The sequence below is a fragment of the Streptomyces sp. NPDC020490 genome, assembly GCF_044335305.1.
Taxonomy (GTDB): domain Bacteria; phylum Actinomycetota; class Actinomycetes; order Streptomycetales; family Streptomycetaceae; genus Streptomyces.
In genome coordinates this window covers 58,433-71,827 of the sequence record NZ_JBIRUY010000004.1, presented here as the reverse complement: position 1 = coordinate 71,827, position 13,395 = coordinate 58,433, and the positions used below count along the sequence as shown (strand labels likewise).

Sequence of the window (13,395 nt, the reverse complement as noted above, 5' to 3'; positions counted from 1 at the left end):
TGAAAGGGCTGGTCCACACACCGGGGTGACAGCACCCGCCGTCACCCCACCGTTCGGACGGGCGGGGTCGAGCGCGCACGGCACTCGCGGTACGGGACGCCCTGAACGCGGACTTCCGCACCGACTTCGCGGCGGTGGCAGACGCCGGACCGAGGCCGCCCTCCTCACCTCTCGCCGACCGGGCAAGCGTCAAGTCTGTTGGCTGCTGCGGCCGGGCAGGGCGAGCAGCGACACGGCCGCCGACCACATCGAGACCACCCGCCTGGCACTGGCCCAGCTGCCGGGAAAGTTCCGGCGCGGCCGGCGCACCCTGATCCGCACCGACTCCGCCGGCGGCACCCACACGTTCCTCGACCGGCCTCACCGCGCGCGCGGTGGCTGCCGTACTCAGTGGGCATGACCATCACCGAGCAGATCCATCAGGCGGTGCTGAATATCCCCGCCTCGGCGTGGCCGCCGGCCGTCGAACCCGGCGGTGAGATCCTTGACGGTGTCTGGGTCGCCGAACTCGCCGGAGATGTCCTGGACGGCCGGCCCAAGGGCATGCGGCTGATCGTCCGCAAGCAACGCCCGCGCCCCGGCGCCCAGTTACGCTTCACCGATGCCGACGGCATGCGCCTGACGGCGTTCGCCACCAATACCAAAACGTCCCGATCCCGGCACTGGAACTGCGGCACCGCCAGCGGGCCCGCGCCGAGGACCGCATCCGCGCCGACCGGACTGCGCAATCTTCCACGACAGCGCAAAGAACCAGGCCTGGCTGGAGATCGCCCAGATCGCCCTCGACTCGCTGGCCTGGATGCCGATGCTCGCCCTGGCCGACCCGGCCCGACTGTGGGAACCCAAGCGCCTGCGACTGCGGCTGTTCTCCGCCGCCTCCCAGCTTGTTGATGACCGGCGTCGCCGTTCACGGAGCGACCGCGCACACGAGGAGCGTCCCGATGTGCCCAGGCTCAGGGGCATCGAGGACACGCACATCGGCCGTGGCGAACCCGGCCCGGGTGAGCAGGCGCTCCCAGACGGCCGGTCGGTAGCTGTAGCGGTAGGTGAACATCGCCTTGCCGGCGAAGCCTCCCTTGTACATGCCCTGCGGCCCGTACGCGCCGGGAATGGCCGGCGGCTGGGAGAAGACGAAGACGCCACCGGAGGTGAGCCGTCGGCGGACAAGCGGGAAGAGGCGGCTCGGGTCGGTGAACCATGCGGCACCGAAGATCGAGTAGACGGCGTCGTACGTGTCCTCGTGCTCGCTCAGGTACTCCAGGACCTCGGAGCACACGAAGTCCGCGCCGGTGTCGGCCCACTTCCTGGTGGTCTTCTTCACCATGACGGGGGAGAGGTCCACCCCCCGGGCCGTGACGCCGCGTTCTGCGAGATAGGCGAGGGCGCGGCCGGTGCCGCAGCCGATCTCCAGGACGGAGCGAGGGTCGCCGAGCAGTTCCGGGCCGGGGCCGTGACCGGCGTACTGGGTCCAGCAGAAGATCGGCTCCGCGTCGTCCTTGAAGGCGGAAGCGGCGAAGGTGTCCCACAGTTCCGTCTCAGCGGCGATGTCGTGTTGTGCGGGCAAGGCGATTCCTCTTCGCAAGAGTCGGCCCCCGTCCTCCGGGGACCGAGGACAGGGGCCAGCGTAGGGCCGTTCAGTGGCTGTCGGGGACCTTGTTGTCGCATGGCGAGCAGTCCGTGCCGTCGATCGCCCACAGCTCCTCGTCGACGTCGAAGCCGATGGACTTCAGGAAGTCCGCCGTGCGCAGGCACAGACCGTCGCGCCGACGCTCGATCAAGGGGGCGTGGTGCTTGTAGCGGCCCTCGTTGTACACGTCGCAGAGTGCCCACCACACCGGCGTGTCGAGGATGAGCTGGTGAACGCCGATGTCGACGAGCTTGCCGACGCCCAGGTGGACCTCCGGGTGCTCCATGCAGCCGATGGTGTACATCACGGCGTTGCCGAGAACGCGTTCGGCCATGTCGCGGACCATCGTGTGGTCGCGCAGCAGCAGAGCCACCTCGCGGTCCCAGAGGGCCATGCCACCGTCCAGCACGTTGATCGTCAGGTGCTTGATACGCGGCTGGACTGCGTTGAGGAGTTCCTTGGGATCCCGCGTGCGGGTGCTCGCGGGCCGGTCGAGTGTGACGGTCATGGACTGCCCCTTCGAAGAAAGGTCGTTTCGTACCGATGTGAGCCCGTTCTGCCTGTCAGCCCGTCCTGGGCAGCAGGCGCGGGGCAGGCGCCTTACAGATCCCGCTCCAGAGGACTATTGGCCGGCCTGGTGGACCCGTGCGAGTCGGCGGTGTTCCGGTTCTTTCGTGGCCATGAGCAGGACGCTAGAAGGCGGCTGCGGCCTGGCGGTACGCTGTTTTCTCGAATTTGCTCGTCGCACTGCCCAAGTTGCTGGTGTTTTCTCCTGAACCCTGCCGACACCCGTAGTGCCGGGCTGGAGCCTCGACCCATGCTGATGGGGTCAGCACCCCACGGAAGGAGAGCGTTCGTGGTTCGTCGGTTGCGCTTCACCGGCACGGACAGCAAGGTCGACGGTTGCCCCGCCCTGCACACGGACGAAGGCACCGGCGAGATCATCGTTCAGGGCACGCCCGTCACCGATCCCGAAGAGCTCGCGCAGCTCCAGCACTTCGGAGTGAACGAGGCAGCGGTGGCCGTGCCGCGCGAACTGCTCGTGAACTGGGGGCCGAAGGAGATGGAGCGGGTGCCGCAACTCGTGGACCGGGCCACCTTCCGCCGCCTGTTCGAGTCCTTCGAGCACACCGCCTGGCGGCTGGAGACACGGCGCGGTTACGCGTCGGACCGGCAGGATCCCGACTTTCAGGCGTTCCTGGCGACCGGATCGTCGCCCTGCGACCCCGAAGAACCCTGGTTCGTCAACATCAAAGCCCAGACGGGCGCGGGCAAAACGGTCGGCCGGGTCCGCATCGCCGACGACCCGCCCACCGTGGAACAACGGTTCCTGCTCGACTACGCCCGGCACAACGCCGCCTTCGGCGAGGACATCCGGTACCTGTGGCGCGAGGACGCCGCGCGGGCAGGCCTGCCGGCTGAGGACTTCTGGCTCTTCGATTCACGGCTGGTCGCCCTGCTGCACTTCGATGACGAGGACAACCTGCTCGATATCGAGCTGATCACCGAACCGGCTGAGGTCGTGCGGTACGCCATCGTGCGCGACGCGGCGATGCACCACGCGATCCCGCGCGACCAGTTCGCCGCGCAGGTGGGCACGAGCGAATAGCGCGTGACCGGTGAGCACTGACTACCAGCAGGCACGGGCGGCGTTGGGCGCGCGGCTGCGCGAACTCCGTTTCACGTGCCCCAGTGGTCGGCTCACCGGCCGACAGCTCGCTCAGCGCCTCGGCTGGCCGGGCTCCAAGGTCAGCAAGCTGGAGAACGGCAGGCAGACGGCCACCCCCGAGGACCTGAGGGCGTGGGCCGACGCGACCGGGCAGCCGGGTGTTTACCCCGAACTCGCCGCCCGACTGGCCGGGTTCGAGTCGCACATCCGGTCATGGCGGCGAGCACTGGCGAACGGCTTCAAGCCCCTTCACGAGGGGCTGAGCGCCGAGATCGACCGCACCTCGCAGATGTGGGTCTGGGAAGAGTCGTTGATCGCCGGACTGCTGCAAACCCCGGAGTACGCCAGCCACGTCATCCAGCGGTACGCGGAGCTGCTGGGCGGAGCCGGCGACATCGAGGCAGCCGTCCGCTCCCGGGTGCAGCGCCAGGAATGGCTGTACCGTTCCGGCCGCAAGCTGCACGTGTTGATGTGGGAGGCCGGGTTGCGGTCGCTGATCTGCCCGCCCTCGGTGCTGGCGAGCCAACTCGACCGCCTCAACGGCATGATCGGTATGGACACGGTCGAGCTGGGAGTCGTCCCCTTCACCGCGGCTGTCAAGATCGTGCCTGCCAACGGTTTCTGGGTGCTCGATGACCGGCTGGTCGTCGCCGAGGACTGGCACGCCGAACTGTGGCTGGACGACGCCGACAACATCGCCTTGTACAAGAAGGTCTGGAAGACCCTCAACGAGTCGGCGGTGTACGGGGCCGACGCCCACAACGTCATCAACTCGGCCCGCCGAGCGTTGAACGCGCGCTGACCACGTTGTGGGCGTGCGTCCGCGGAACCGGGTCGTGAGCGCCACACGACCGAGGCCTGCCGTCAGGACGGCACGTTGGGAGGCGGCTCCCGTTGGACGTGCGCAGCGCCCTGCGCACGCGCACGCCTGCCCAGGGCCCTGTCCCTCTCAGAGTGCCGCGAACTCGACGAACGCGGTCCAGGCCGTGGGCTTCACGGCCAGTGCGGCACGGGTTGTGTCCTTCGAGTCGCGGACGTGAACCCTGTCGGGGGTGGTGGCGACCTCTACGCATTCGCCGCCGTCACCTGCGCTGAAACTGCTCTTGAACCAAGCCAGTCCGTCCAGGCCGAGCATGGCCGTCTCCCCGCTCATGTCTCTCCCAACAGCTTCTCGATCAACGAACGTGATTCTGCCGGAGTGTGGGCCTGCGCGCGTAGGGACCCGTACGTTCGTTCAAGTTCCCGGACCTTCTGCCGCTCCGTGTGAACACGGCTGTCGCCCTGCACCTCCGCGTAGGCGATCCTGCGCCCATCCTTCATCTCCATCAAGGTGAACGGGCCGGCCAATCCTGCATGTTCCTGACGAGAGAGCGGCATCACCTGGATCTCCACGTTCCGCTTCTCCTCAATCAGCAGGAGCTGCTCCAACTGCCCCCGCCACACCACCTCACCACCGAGCGGACGCAGAAGTACGGCCTCCTCGATCACAAAGCTCAGGTGCGGAGCGGGCCGTCGATCGAAGATCTCCTGTCGTGCCAGTCGGGCGGCCAGCCGCTGCTCGATGACCACTTCGTCCAGTTGTGGGCGCCACATGGCGAACACCGCCCGCGCATACTCCTGCGTCTGCAGGAGTCCTGGCACAGCCTGGATGGCGTACACGTGCAGCACGACCGCCTCGGCTTCCAGCTTGGCCGCATCCCGGAAGAACGCTGGATACTGAGCCCGAGCCACCTCCTCCTTGCTCGCGCTCAGTAGCCCACCCGCGCCAAGCAGTTCATCCGCCTGGTCGATGAACTTGGGCGGTGGAATACGTCTCCCTTGCTCGAAGGAGGCGATCGTCGAGGCCGAGTACCCAGTCAGCGAGCCGAACCTCGGGCGGTCCATGCCCGCTCGTTCCCGGAGCAGCTTCAACTGCCGCCCGAACACGCACAGCATGCCCGTCCCGACCTCGTACTCCGGCTGCTGAACCTCGTCGTCCACGCCGCAGCTCCTCATGTACGACCATCCCCGTCACCAGACTCCACCGGGCCGAACGCACAGCCCGCAAACCGGTCACGCCCGACACCACGTACAAGCGCACCGCCCACGTGTACAGCCCGCACCGGTCAGTACGTCGCTGCTGTTCAACGCTACGCAGAGTCCGCGAACGTTGACTGCATGAAGTCAGCAACTCTCCCGAACGAGCATGTGCCACAGCGTCTCGCGCCCGAACGCGAGTTCACCATGCGCTTCACCTCGACCCCACGCGGTGCGCGCCTCGCCCGCCGGCTCGTCTCGCACCGCCTGGACGACTGGGGGCACCCGTACACGAACCCGGTCAACGAGACGCTCACCCTCATCACGGCCGAACTCAGCGCCAACGCCGTGCGCCATGGCCACGTGCCCGGTCGGGACTTCCACATCCAGCTCACCCTGGTCGAGGGCACCTTCCGGATCGAGGTGACCGACACCCGCGCCGAGAAGCAGCCCCCGTCCACTCCCCCGGCCCCGGACCCCGCATCCGAGTCCGGCCGCGGCCTCCACCTCGTCGCCGCCCTCGCGGACGACTGGGGCGTCACCCCTCATCCAGCCGCCCCCGGCAAGACCGTTTGGGCCGAGCTGCGCGTACCGACCGGAGGCCACCCTGACACACACCCGGTGGCCCCTCGCCCGGCCGAGACGGCATCGGCGCACGGGCACGACGCCGAGTCGTTCCCGGCTACTTCTTCACGGCGGCGCGACGGCCTCGCGTTGCAGCCGGGGGACGCCAATTGCGGAGTTCGTCGTCCGTGAGTCCGTGCTCGCCCTGCTGCTGGCGGTAACCGGCGAAGAAGTCCGCCGGGGAGCCGCTGTAGAGCAGCCTGCAAGGAACGGGTTGATCTCTTCGGTGGACAGTAGGGTGTTGGTGAAGTACGCGGCGAGGGCCTGCGCCTGCTCCCGGTGGTCCCAGCCGGCCCACCCTTACAGCTCGGGGGTGGCGGCGCTGGTCTGCCCGTAGGAGATGAACCGCTCATTGGGCACGTCCAGCTTGCCGCGCGCCTTCCAGTGGGACGGGCGGAGGAAGTCGGCCGAGGTCTACTTCGGCGGCACGGGGATGGAGTCCCGGATCTTCCGCTTGGCAGGCTCATCCGGCGCGGCGTCCTGCTTGCGCTGGAGGTCCCACACTTCTTTCCAGTCGGCACGCTTCTTGAGCCCGGCGGGCTTGTAACGCAGGGCGGCGAGGCACGGCACATGCTCGTCGGTGATCAGCTCGGCGACGACTTGGCGAGTTCCTTGCGGGTGGCGTAGAGCTTGGCGACGGAACGAAGTCCTTGTCACGGGAGAGGGCGTCCGCGAGACGGGCCAGCGTGTGCACCCACAGCACGGCCGGCCGGACCGGGCCGACCTCGTGCCGCGCCCGCCGCAAGGCCGCACGGAACTGCCCGGCGTCGGAGTAGTCCGCCGGCAGGGGCAGCACCTCGCCGGGAGGCGCGGCGGCGTCGGCCAGCGCGTTCAGCGCCGCTTCGCTCCGGGCGACCACGGCGGTACGCCGGCCGTCGGCCACCAGCCCGCGGACGACACCGGCGAGCATGCCCGTGCCGCCCACGACGAGGGCCGGCGGCGGAGCGGACGGACCGAGCCGGGACAAGGACACCGAGGAAGACAACGGCTTTTGAGTGCTCGTGATCGTCGGGTTCTCGTGGCCGCATGTGCCGCACGGGGCGCCCGGTCCGGCCGGAACATGATCCAGGCCCCCACCCCGCTGTGCGGGGTGGGGGCCTTCGATCTGCGACTACGGAGCGGAGCTCCCGTCGGGACGACAGGATTTGAACCTGCGACCCCTTGACCCCCAGTCAAGTGCGCTACCAAGCTGCGCCACGTCCCGGTGCGCCGCACACGGTCGGCCGTGTGATCGCGCGGACAGTACTTTACCCCACGCGCGGGGCCGGGCCGAAGCGGGCGCGGGGCGCGGAGGCTCGGGGGCGCGGGACAATCGGCGTATGGATGACACGGGCTCGGGGCGGCAGGCGGGCGTGCGGGACCGGGACGGTGCGGGGCGGGCGCGCAGCGCGCGGCCCCGGGACGGGCTCGGGCGGCCCCTGCCGTACGGGGCGCAGGGCGTGGCCCGGCAGCCCGAGGGGGTCGTGCGCACGCCGGAACGGACGGTCGCCGAGGCCCAGGAGCTGCTGGACGCGGGCAGGCCCTTCCACGCGCACGAGGTGTTCGAGGACGCCTGGAAGTCGGGGCCCGAGCAGGAGCGGGGGTTGTGGCGGGGCCTGGCCCAGCTGGCCGTGGGGCTCACGCACGCCGCCCGGGGGAACGTCACGGGCGGTGCCCGGCTGCTGCGGCGGGGCGCCGGGAACGTCGCGGAGTGGGCGGCGCGCTCGGGGGTGCGGCGGCCGTACGGGATGGATCTCGCGGCGCTGGACGTCTGGGCGCGGGAGCTGGCCGACGCCGTGGAGCGGGACGGCGGGGCCGTGGACCCGGCGGCGCGGGCGCCCAGGCTGCGGTGAGGCGGCCGGGCGGAGCCGGGGCGGACGCGGTGCGGGCGCTGTCAGTGGCGTGCGGCAGACTCGGGGCGTGCGAAAGATTCATGTCATCGGTATCGGCGCGGGCGACCCCGACCAGCTGACCCTGCAGGCGGTCAAGGTGCTGCGCGGCACGGACGTCTTCTTCGTCCTGGACAAGGGCGAGGTGAAGAACGACCTCACCCGGCTGCGCCGGGACATGCTGGACGCGCACCTGCCGCAGGGGTCGTACCGCGTGGTCGAGGCGCGGGACCCGGAGCGGGACCGCAGCGCGGGCGGAGCCGACTACTCCCCCGCCGTCGGGGACTGGCGCAGCGCCCGTGCCGGCATCTACGAGCGGCTGATCGCCGAGGAACTGGGCGAGGACGAGAGCGGGGCGTTCCTGGTCTGGGGGGATCCCGCGCTGTACGACAGCACGCTCGGGATCCTGGAGGAGGTGCTGGCGCGGGGCGCGGTCGCCTTCGAGTACGACGTCGTACCGGGCATCAGCAGCGTCTCGGCGCTCGTCGCCCGGCACCGCGTCGGGCTGAACCGGGTCGCCCGTCCGGTCCAGATCACCACCGGCCGGCGGCTCGCGGAAGGATTTCCGGAGGACGTGGACGACGTGGTCGTGATGCTGGACGCCCACCAGACGTTCCGGAAGTACACCGACCAGGACATCGACATCTACTGGGGAGCGTACATAGGCACGCCGGACGAGATCCTCGTCTCCGGCCCGATCGCGGAGGCCGCCGGCCGCATCGAGCGGCTGCGGGCCGAGGCCCGCGAGCGCAAGGGCTGGATCATGGACACGTATCTGCTGCGGCGGCATCGCGGCGAGTAGGGCGGAGCGGGCGGGCGCCGGTCAGGGTGCGGTGAGGCCGAGGCGGGCGAGCACCCCCGCCACGTCGGGCACCGCGGTCACGCCGTACGGCAGCGGTGGCCGTCGTACGACCACGACGGGCAGGGCGAGTTCGCGCGCGGCCGTCAGCTTGGCGGCCGTCGCCTCTCCCCCGCTGTCCTTCGTCACCACCACGTCGACCAGGAACTCCCGCAGCAGCGCGGTCTCGTCGGCCACCGTGAACGGCCCGCGGGCGAGCAGCACCTCGGTGTGCGGCGGCACGGGGGGCTCGGGCGGCTCCACCGACCGTACGACGAAGTGGAGTTCCGTCAGGTGGGCGAAGGCGGCGAGGCCCAGGCGCCCCGTGGTGAGGAACACCCGGCGGCCGAGCGAGGGCAGCAGGCCGGCCGCCGCGGTGAGCGACGGGACCGGGTGCCAGCGGTCGCCGGGGCCCGGCTGCCAGCCGGGGCGGCGCAGCACCACCGCCGGCACGCCGGTCTCCGCGGCGGCCCGCGCCGCGTTCGCGGTGATCGTCTCGGCGAACGGGTGGGTGGCGTCGACGAGGGCGTCCACGCGCTCCTCGCGCAGCCAGCCGGCCAGGCCCGGCGCGCCGCCGAATCCGCCGACGCGCACCTCTCCCGCCAGCGCGCCCGGCCGTTTCACGCGCCCGGCGAGGGACGTGGTGACGCGTGTGCCGGGGCGTGCGGTGAGGACGGCGGCCAGTTCGCGGGCCTCGGCGGTGCCGCCGAGGATCAGGACGTGCGGGGACATGCCAGGAGCGTACGAGGTCCGGGGGCGGACAGGGGCAAGGGCCCGCCCGAGGGTGCCGGCGACACGGGCGGGCGGGCGGCCGCCCGGGACGGACGGCCGCCCGCGATCACGCTGTCGTCAGCCCTGGCGGGCCTTGAAGCGGAGGTCCTTCTTGTTGAGCACGTAGGTGACGCCCCGCCGGCGGACCACCTGGGCGCCGGGGCGGGACTTCAGCGCGCGCAGGGACTTGCGCACCTTCATGGGTGGACTCTCCTCGTTCGTTCTCCGGGAACTTGCCCGGGCTTCCCCGGGATTCTCAGGGGCACCCTGGGGTCTCAGGGGTTCCCCGGGGACCCCGGGTTTCCCCGGGCGCCGGGCGGCGTCAGTGCCGGGCTGTGGCCGGGCGGCGGCCGTAGCGGCGCTCGAAGCGCTCCACACGGCCGGCGGTGTCCAGGACCCGCTGGTTGCCGGTGTAGAAGGGGTGGCTCGCCGACGAGATCTCGACGTCGATGAGCGGGTAGGTGTTGCCGTCCTCCCACTCGATCGTCCGGGGCGAGTCGGCGGTGGAGCGGGTCAGGAAGGCGACGTCCGCGGCGCGGTCTCGGAAGACCACCGGACGGGTGACGGGATGGATGCGGGGCTTCACGGTGTTTCCTTCCTCGTGGCCGTCCGCCGGATGGCGGAGGTTCGTCAGCGCGTCTCCCGGAACGGGACGTGCGCCGCGGCCACCGGGTCGTACTTGCGCAGGACCAGCCGGTCGGGGTGGTTCTGCCGGTTCTTGCGGGTCACGTAGGTGACGCCGGTTCCGGCCGTCGACCTCAGCGTGACGACGGGGCGCGCCTTGCTGCGTGCCATGAGGGTCATCTCCTTTCACCCACGCCGCGGACCGGGATCGATTTCCTTGATCCGAGCATGTCAATCACAGCCGGTCCAACAACGACCCCCGCCGTCGCATTCCCGCCCCGGGCGTCTCTTCGCGGCTATCGTCCGGGCATGGAGTCTGTACGTGCCGTGCTCATCGACATCGACGGAGTCCTCACCGTCTCCTGGCGGCCGCTGCCGGGTGCGGTGGAGGCGCTGCGGGAGATCCGCGCGGCCGGGTTCGGCGTCGCGCTGGTCACCAACACGACCTCCCGGACGCGGGCCGTGATCGCCGGGACGCTGCGCGAGGCGGGGTTCCCGGTGGACGCGCGGGACATCCTGACGGCTCCCGTCGTCACCGCCGCCCATCTCGCCGAGCACGCTCCCGGGGCCCGCTGCCTGCTGCTGAACAGCGGGGACATCGCGGAGGACCTCGGGGACGTGACCCTCGTCGACCCGGAGGCCCCTGAGGACGCGGAGGACGCGGAGGGCGCGGCCGGCGGGCCGGACGTCGTCATCGTCGGGGGCGCCGGTCCCGAGTTCGGCTACGCGGCGCTCAACCGGGCGTTCCGGCACGTCCGGCGCGGGGCGCGGCTGGTCGCCGTGCATCGCAACCTGTACTGGCGCACCGACGAGGGGCTGCAGCTCGACTCCGGCGCCTTCCTGCTGGGGCTGGAGAAGGCGGCCGGCGTCGAGGCCGAGGTCGTCGGCAAGCCGTCCCGCGCGTTCTTCGAGGCGGCGCTGGCCCGGGTCGGGGCCCGCCCCGGCGAGGCGGTGATGATCGGGGACGACGTCGAGTCGGACGTGCTGGCGGCGCAGGCGGCCGGGATCACCGGGGTGCTGGTGCGGACCGGCAAGTACCGGCCGGACACGCTCCGGGCGGCGAGCGGCAGGCCCGACCACGTGATCGACTCCTTCGCGGAGCTGCCCGCGCTGCTGCGGGGGTCAGTGCAGCAGTAGCTGCACACCGCCGACCACGGTCGCCGCGATGACGAGCTGCTCGAACGGCCGCTGGTTGATGCGGGTCACGGCCCATTTGCCGAGCAGCGCGCCGGGGACGACGAACACCGCGAGCGCGGCGTCGAGGAGCAGCGAGCGGCCGTCGATCAGACCGAGACCGGCGCTGAAGGGCAGCTTGGAGACGTTGACGATGAGGAAGAAGAAGGCCGACGTGCCGAGGAAGCCGAGCTTGCGGAAGCCCGCGGACAGCAGGTACAGCGACATCACCGGGCCGCCCGCGTTGGCCACCATCGTGGTGAAGCCGCCGAGGACGCCGTAGGAGCGGGCCTTGACGCGGCCCGCCCGGCCGGCCCGGCCGGTGACCGGTTCGGGCTCCCGGTCGGCGTCGGCCGTGCGCCGCCGCCACACCGTCACCGCCGCCATCAGCAGCAGGATGGCGCCGATGGAGGTCCGCACGACGGCGTCGTCGGCCCACACCAGGAACAGCGTGCCGACGACCACGCCTGCGGCGACGGCCGGGAACAGCCGCCACAGTGTGGGCCAGTGGGCGTGCCGCCGGTAGGTGAGGACGGCGAGCACGTCCCCGGCGATCAGGACCGGCAGGAGTACGCCGGTGGAGGCGCGGGCCGGAAGCACCGCCGCGAAGATGGCGAGACTCACGGTGTTGGCCCCGCTCACGGCGGTCTTCGAGAAGCCGACCAGGAGGGCCGCGAAGGCGAGGGCGGCGAATCCCCAGCCGGTCATGTGCCACAGCGTCATCGTGTCCATGCGGGCACCGATGCTATGCGCAGGCGTCCGGAGCGGTAAGGACCGTCTCGCCAGTCGGCCCCGCGGCCACGTCGCAGCCGCCCCGCAGCCGCCCCGCAGCCACGTCGCAGCCGCCCCGCAGCCGCCCCGCAGCCGCCCCGCTCAGTGCCGCTCAGTGCCGCTCGACGAGCACCGCGCTGCCCTGGCCCACGCCCACGCACATGGTCGCCAGCCCGCGCCGCGCCCGCGTGCGGCGCATCCGGTGCAGCAGGGTCGTCAGGATGCGGGCGCCGGAGCAGCCGAGCGGGTGGCCGAGGGCGATCGCGCCGCCGCTCGGGTTGACCAGGTCCGGGTCGATGCCGAGCTGGTCGACGCAGGCCAGGGCCTGGGCGGCGAAGGCCTCGTTGAACTCGGCCTCCTCGATGTCGCCGATCCCCCAGTCGACGCGGGCCAGCGCCCGGCGCGTGGCGGGGACCGGCCCGATGCCCATCACATCGGGGTGGACGCCGGCCGAGGCGCCGGCGACGTACCGGCCCAGCGACTCCAGGCCCAGCTCGTTCAGGGCCTCCTCGCTGACCAGCAGCAGACCGGCCGCGCCGTCGTTCATCGGCGAGGCATTGCCCGCGGTGACCGTGCCGCCCGGGCGGAAGACGGGCTTGAGCCGGGCCAGCTTCTCGGGGGAGGTGTCCTCGCGGATGCACTCGTCGGTGTCGACGACGACCCCGTCCGGGCGCCGCACCGGCAGCAGTTCGTCGTCGAAGTGGCCCTTCCCGCGCGCCGCGGCGGCCAGCCGGTGGCTGCGCAGGGCGAAGCCGTCCTGCCGCTCACGGGAGACGCCGTACCGCTCGGCGACCTCCTCGGCGGTCTCACCCATCGACAGCAGACCGTGCAGCTCCCGCATCGCGGGGTTGACCAGGCGCCAGCCGAGGCGGGTGTCGACGGTCTCCATGCGGTGCGGGAGGGCCTCGTCCGGACGGGGCAGCACGAAGGGGGCGCGGCTCATCGACTCGGAGCCGCCCGCGAGCACGATGTCGGCCTCGCCCGCGGCGATGGTGCGGGCGGCGGCGGTGACCGCCTCCAGACCGGAGGCGCACAGGCGGTTGACGGTGGCGCCCGGGACGGACGCGGGCAGGCCCGCGAGGAGGGCGGCCATGCGGGCGACGTTGCGGTTGTCCTCGCCGGCCTGGTTCGCCGCGCCCCAGTAGACGTCGTCGACGCGCGCCGGGTCGAGGGCGGGCACGTCGGCGACGAGACCGCGGATCACGGCCGCGGCGAGGTCGTCGGGCCGCACGCCGGAGAGGGCTCCGCGCAGCCTGCCGATGGGGGTGCGGCGGGCGGCCGCGAAGTGGACGGGACGCACGAACGGGACTCCTGACCGACGGCACACGGCAACGGTTAATTAGCGATGCTAGTTTCGGACTATAGAATGCCCCCGCGCCCGCTGGGAAGATTCCCGGCAGGCCCTGGCCGACAC

The 13,395-nt window shown here is 71.4% G+C and carries 16 protein-coding genes, 1 tRNA gene and 2 pseudogenes; 7 read left to right on the top strand and 12 right to left on the bottom strand.

Features of this window, described 5'->3' with window-relative positions; genetic code table 11:
- Positions 1 to 193: 193 nt before the first annotated feature.
- Positions 194 to 907 (top strand): annotated as a pseudogene (locus ACH4ZX_RS06800) (transposase); the annotation flags it as partial.
- Here ACH4ZX_RS06800 and ACH4ZX_RS06795 read toward each other — a convergent pair.
- Complete coding sequence (locus ACH4ZX_RS06795; RefSeq protein WP_398268603.1) at positions 908 to 1,564, bottom strand: class I SAM-dependent methyltransferase; 657 nt, start codon at positions 1,562 to 1,564, stop codon at positions 908 to 910.
- 70 nt (positions 1,565 to 1,634) lie between these two features.
- Positions 1,635 to 2,135: a hypothetical protein gene (locus ACH4ZX_RS06790; RefSeq protein ID WP_398268600.1), complete on the bottom strand. Its 501-nt coding sequence runs from the start codon at positions 2,133 to 2,135 to the stop codon at positions 1,635 to 1,637.
- Positions 2,136 to 2,483: 348 nt separating this feature from the next.
- Between ACH4ZX_RS06790 and ACH4ZX_RS06785 the strand changes: the two genes are divergently transcribed.
- The gene (locus tag ACH4ZX_RS06785) at positions 2,484 to 3,236 is read left to right on the top strand and encodes a DUF6879 family protein (protein ID WP_398268597.1); all 753 of its coding nucleotides are present in this window, start codon (positions 2,484 to 2,486) and stop codon (positions 3,234 to 3,236) included.
- A gap of 10 nt (positions 3,237 to 3,246) precedes the next feature.
- A complete protein-coding gene (locus ACH4ZX_RS06780) occupies positions 3,247 to 4,098 on the top strand; it encodes a helix-turn-helix domain-containing protein (protein ID WP_398268594.1) in 852 nt (283 codons plus the stop codon).
- Positions 4,099 to 4,245: 147 nt separating this feature from the next.
- On the opposite strand, the gene ACH4ZX_RS06775 is transcribed toward ACH4ZX_RS06780, so the two are convergent.
- Positions 4,246 to 4,449: a DUF397 domain-containing protein gene (locus tag ACH4ZX_RS06775; RefSeq protein WP_398268591.1), complete on the bottom strand. Its 204-nt coding sequence runs from the start codon at positions 4,447 to 4,449 to the stop codon at positions 4,246 to 4,248.
- Positions 4,446 to 5,276, bottom strand: a complete 831-nt coding sequence (locus ACH4ZX_RS06770; RefSeq protein ID WP_398268588.1) for a helix-turn-helix domain-containing protein — start codon at positions 5,274 to 5,276, stop codon at positions 4,446 to 4,448. The genes ACH4ZX_RS06775 and ACH4ZX_RS06770 overlap by 4 nt, the downstream gene beginning before the upstream one ends.
- 177 nt (positions 5,277 to 5,453) lie before the next feature.
- On the opposite strand from ACH4ZX_RS06770, the gene ACH4ZX_RS06765 reads away from it, so the two are divergent.
- Positions 5,454 to 6,068 carry an ATP-binding protein gene (locus ACH4ZX_RS06765; RefSeq protein WP_398268585.1) on the top strand — a complete coding sequence of 205 codons (615 nt, stop codon included), beginning with the start codon at positions 5,454 to 5,456 and terminating at the stop codon, positions 6,066 to 6,068.
- Here ACH4ZX_RS06765 and ACH4ZX_RS06760 read toward each other — a convergent pair.
- A pseudogene (locus ACH4ZX_RS06760) lies at positions 5,995 to 6,624 on the bottom strand (DUF7008 domain-containing protein); the annotation flags it as partial. The gene ACH4ZX_RS06765 and the pseudogene ACH4ZX_RS06760 sit on opposite strands and share 74 nt — an antisense overlap.
- A 442-nt stretch (positions 6,625 to 7,066) precedes the next feature.
- Positions 7,067 to 7,140, bottom strand: a tRNA-Pro gene (locus tag ACH4ZX_RS06755).
- 115 nt (positions 7,141 to 7,255) lie between these two features.
- Here ACH4ZX_RS06755 and ACH4ZX_RS06750 point away from each other — a divergent pair.
- Both ACH4ZX_RS06750 and cobF read left to right on the top strand, forming a co-directional pair.
- Positions 7,256 to 7,768: a DUF309 domain-containing protein gene (locus tag ACH4ZX_RS06750; RefSeq protein ID WP_398268583.1), complete on the top strand. Its 513-nt coding sequence runs from the start codon at positions 7,256 to 7,258 to the stop codon at positions 7,766 to 7,768.
- A 67-nt stretch (positions 7,769 to 7,835) separates the two neighbouring features.
- Positions 7,836 to 8,606 carry a precorrin-6A synthase (deacetylating) gene (gene cobF / locus ACH4ZX_RS06745; RefSeq protein ID WP_398268580.1) on the top strand — a complete coding sequence of 257 codons (771 nt, stop codon included), beginning with the start codon at positions 7,836 to 7,838 and terminating at the stop codon, positions 8,604 to 8,606.
- 21 nt (positions 8,607 to 8,627) lie between these two features.
- Here the strand turns inward: cobF and ACH4ZX_RS06740 are convergent, their stop codons facing one another.
- The 4 genes from ACH4ZX_RS06740 to rpmG all read right to left on the bottom strand — a co-directional run bounded on the left by ACH4ZX_RS06740 (position 8,628) and on the right by rpmG (position 10,208).
- Positions 8,628 to 9,374: a cobalt-precorrin-6A reductase gene (locus tag ACH4ZX_RS06740; RefSeq protein ID WP_398268577.1), complete on the bottom strand. Its 747-nt coding sequence runs from the start codon at positions 9,372 to 9,374 to the stop codon at positions 8,628 to 8,630.
- Between the two features lie 117 nt (positions 9,375 to 9,491).
- A complete protein-coding gene (locus ACH4ZX_RS06735) occupies positions 9,492 to 9,614 on the bottom strand; it encodes a ribosomal protein bL36 (protein ID WP_398268574.1) in 123 nt (40 codons plus the stop codon).
- A gap of 121 nt (positions 9,615 to 9,735) precedes the next feature.
- The gene (locus ACH4ZX_RS06730; protein WP_398268571.1) at positions 9,736 to 9,999 is read right to left on the bottom strand and encodes a type B 50S ribosomal protein L31; all 264 of its coding nucleotides are present in this window, start codon (positions 9,997 to 9,999) and stop codon (positions 9,736 to 9,738) included.
- Positions 10,000 to 10,043: 44 nt separating this feature from the next.
- Positions 10,044 to 10,208 (bottom strand): 50S ribosomal protein L33, encoded by a 165-nt coding sequence (rpmG, locus tag ACH4ZX_RS06725; RefSeq protein ID WP_324785832.1) that lies wholly within the window; start codon positions 10,206 to 10,208, stop codon positions 10,044 to 10,046.
- A gap of 138 nt (positions 10,209 to 10,346) precedes the next feature.
- Here rpmG and ACH4ZX_RS06720 point away from each other — a divergent pair, with 138 nt between their 5' ends.
- Entirely contained in the window at positions 10,347 to 11,174 is an 828-nt protein-coding gene (locus ACH4ZX_RS06720; RefSeq protein ID WP_398268567.1) for an HAD-IIA family hydrolase, read from the top strand.
- On the opposite strand, the gene ACH4ZX_RS06715 is transcribed toward ACH4ZX_RS06720, so the two are convergent.
- Positions 11,160 to 11,942 (bottom strand): sulfite exporter TauE/SafE family protein, encoded by a 783-nt coding sequence (locus ACH4ZX_RS06715; RefSeq protein ID WP_398268564.1) that lies wholly within the window; start codon positions 11,940 to 11,942, stop codon positions 11,160 to 11,162. The genes ACH4ZX_RS06720 and ACH4ZX_RS06715 overlap by 15 nt on opposite strands.
- A gap of 151 nt (positions 11,943 to 12,093) precedes the next feature.
- Positions 12,094 to 13,281, bottom strand: a complete 1,188-nt coding sequence (locus tag ACH4ZX_RS06710; RefSeq protein WP_398268561.1) for a thiolase family protein — start codon at positions 13,279 to 13,281, stop codon at positions 12,094 to 12,096.
- Positions 13,282 to 13,395 lie beyond the last annotated feature (114 nt).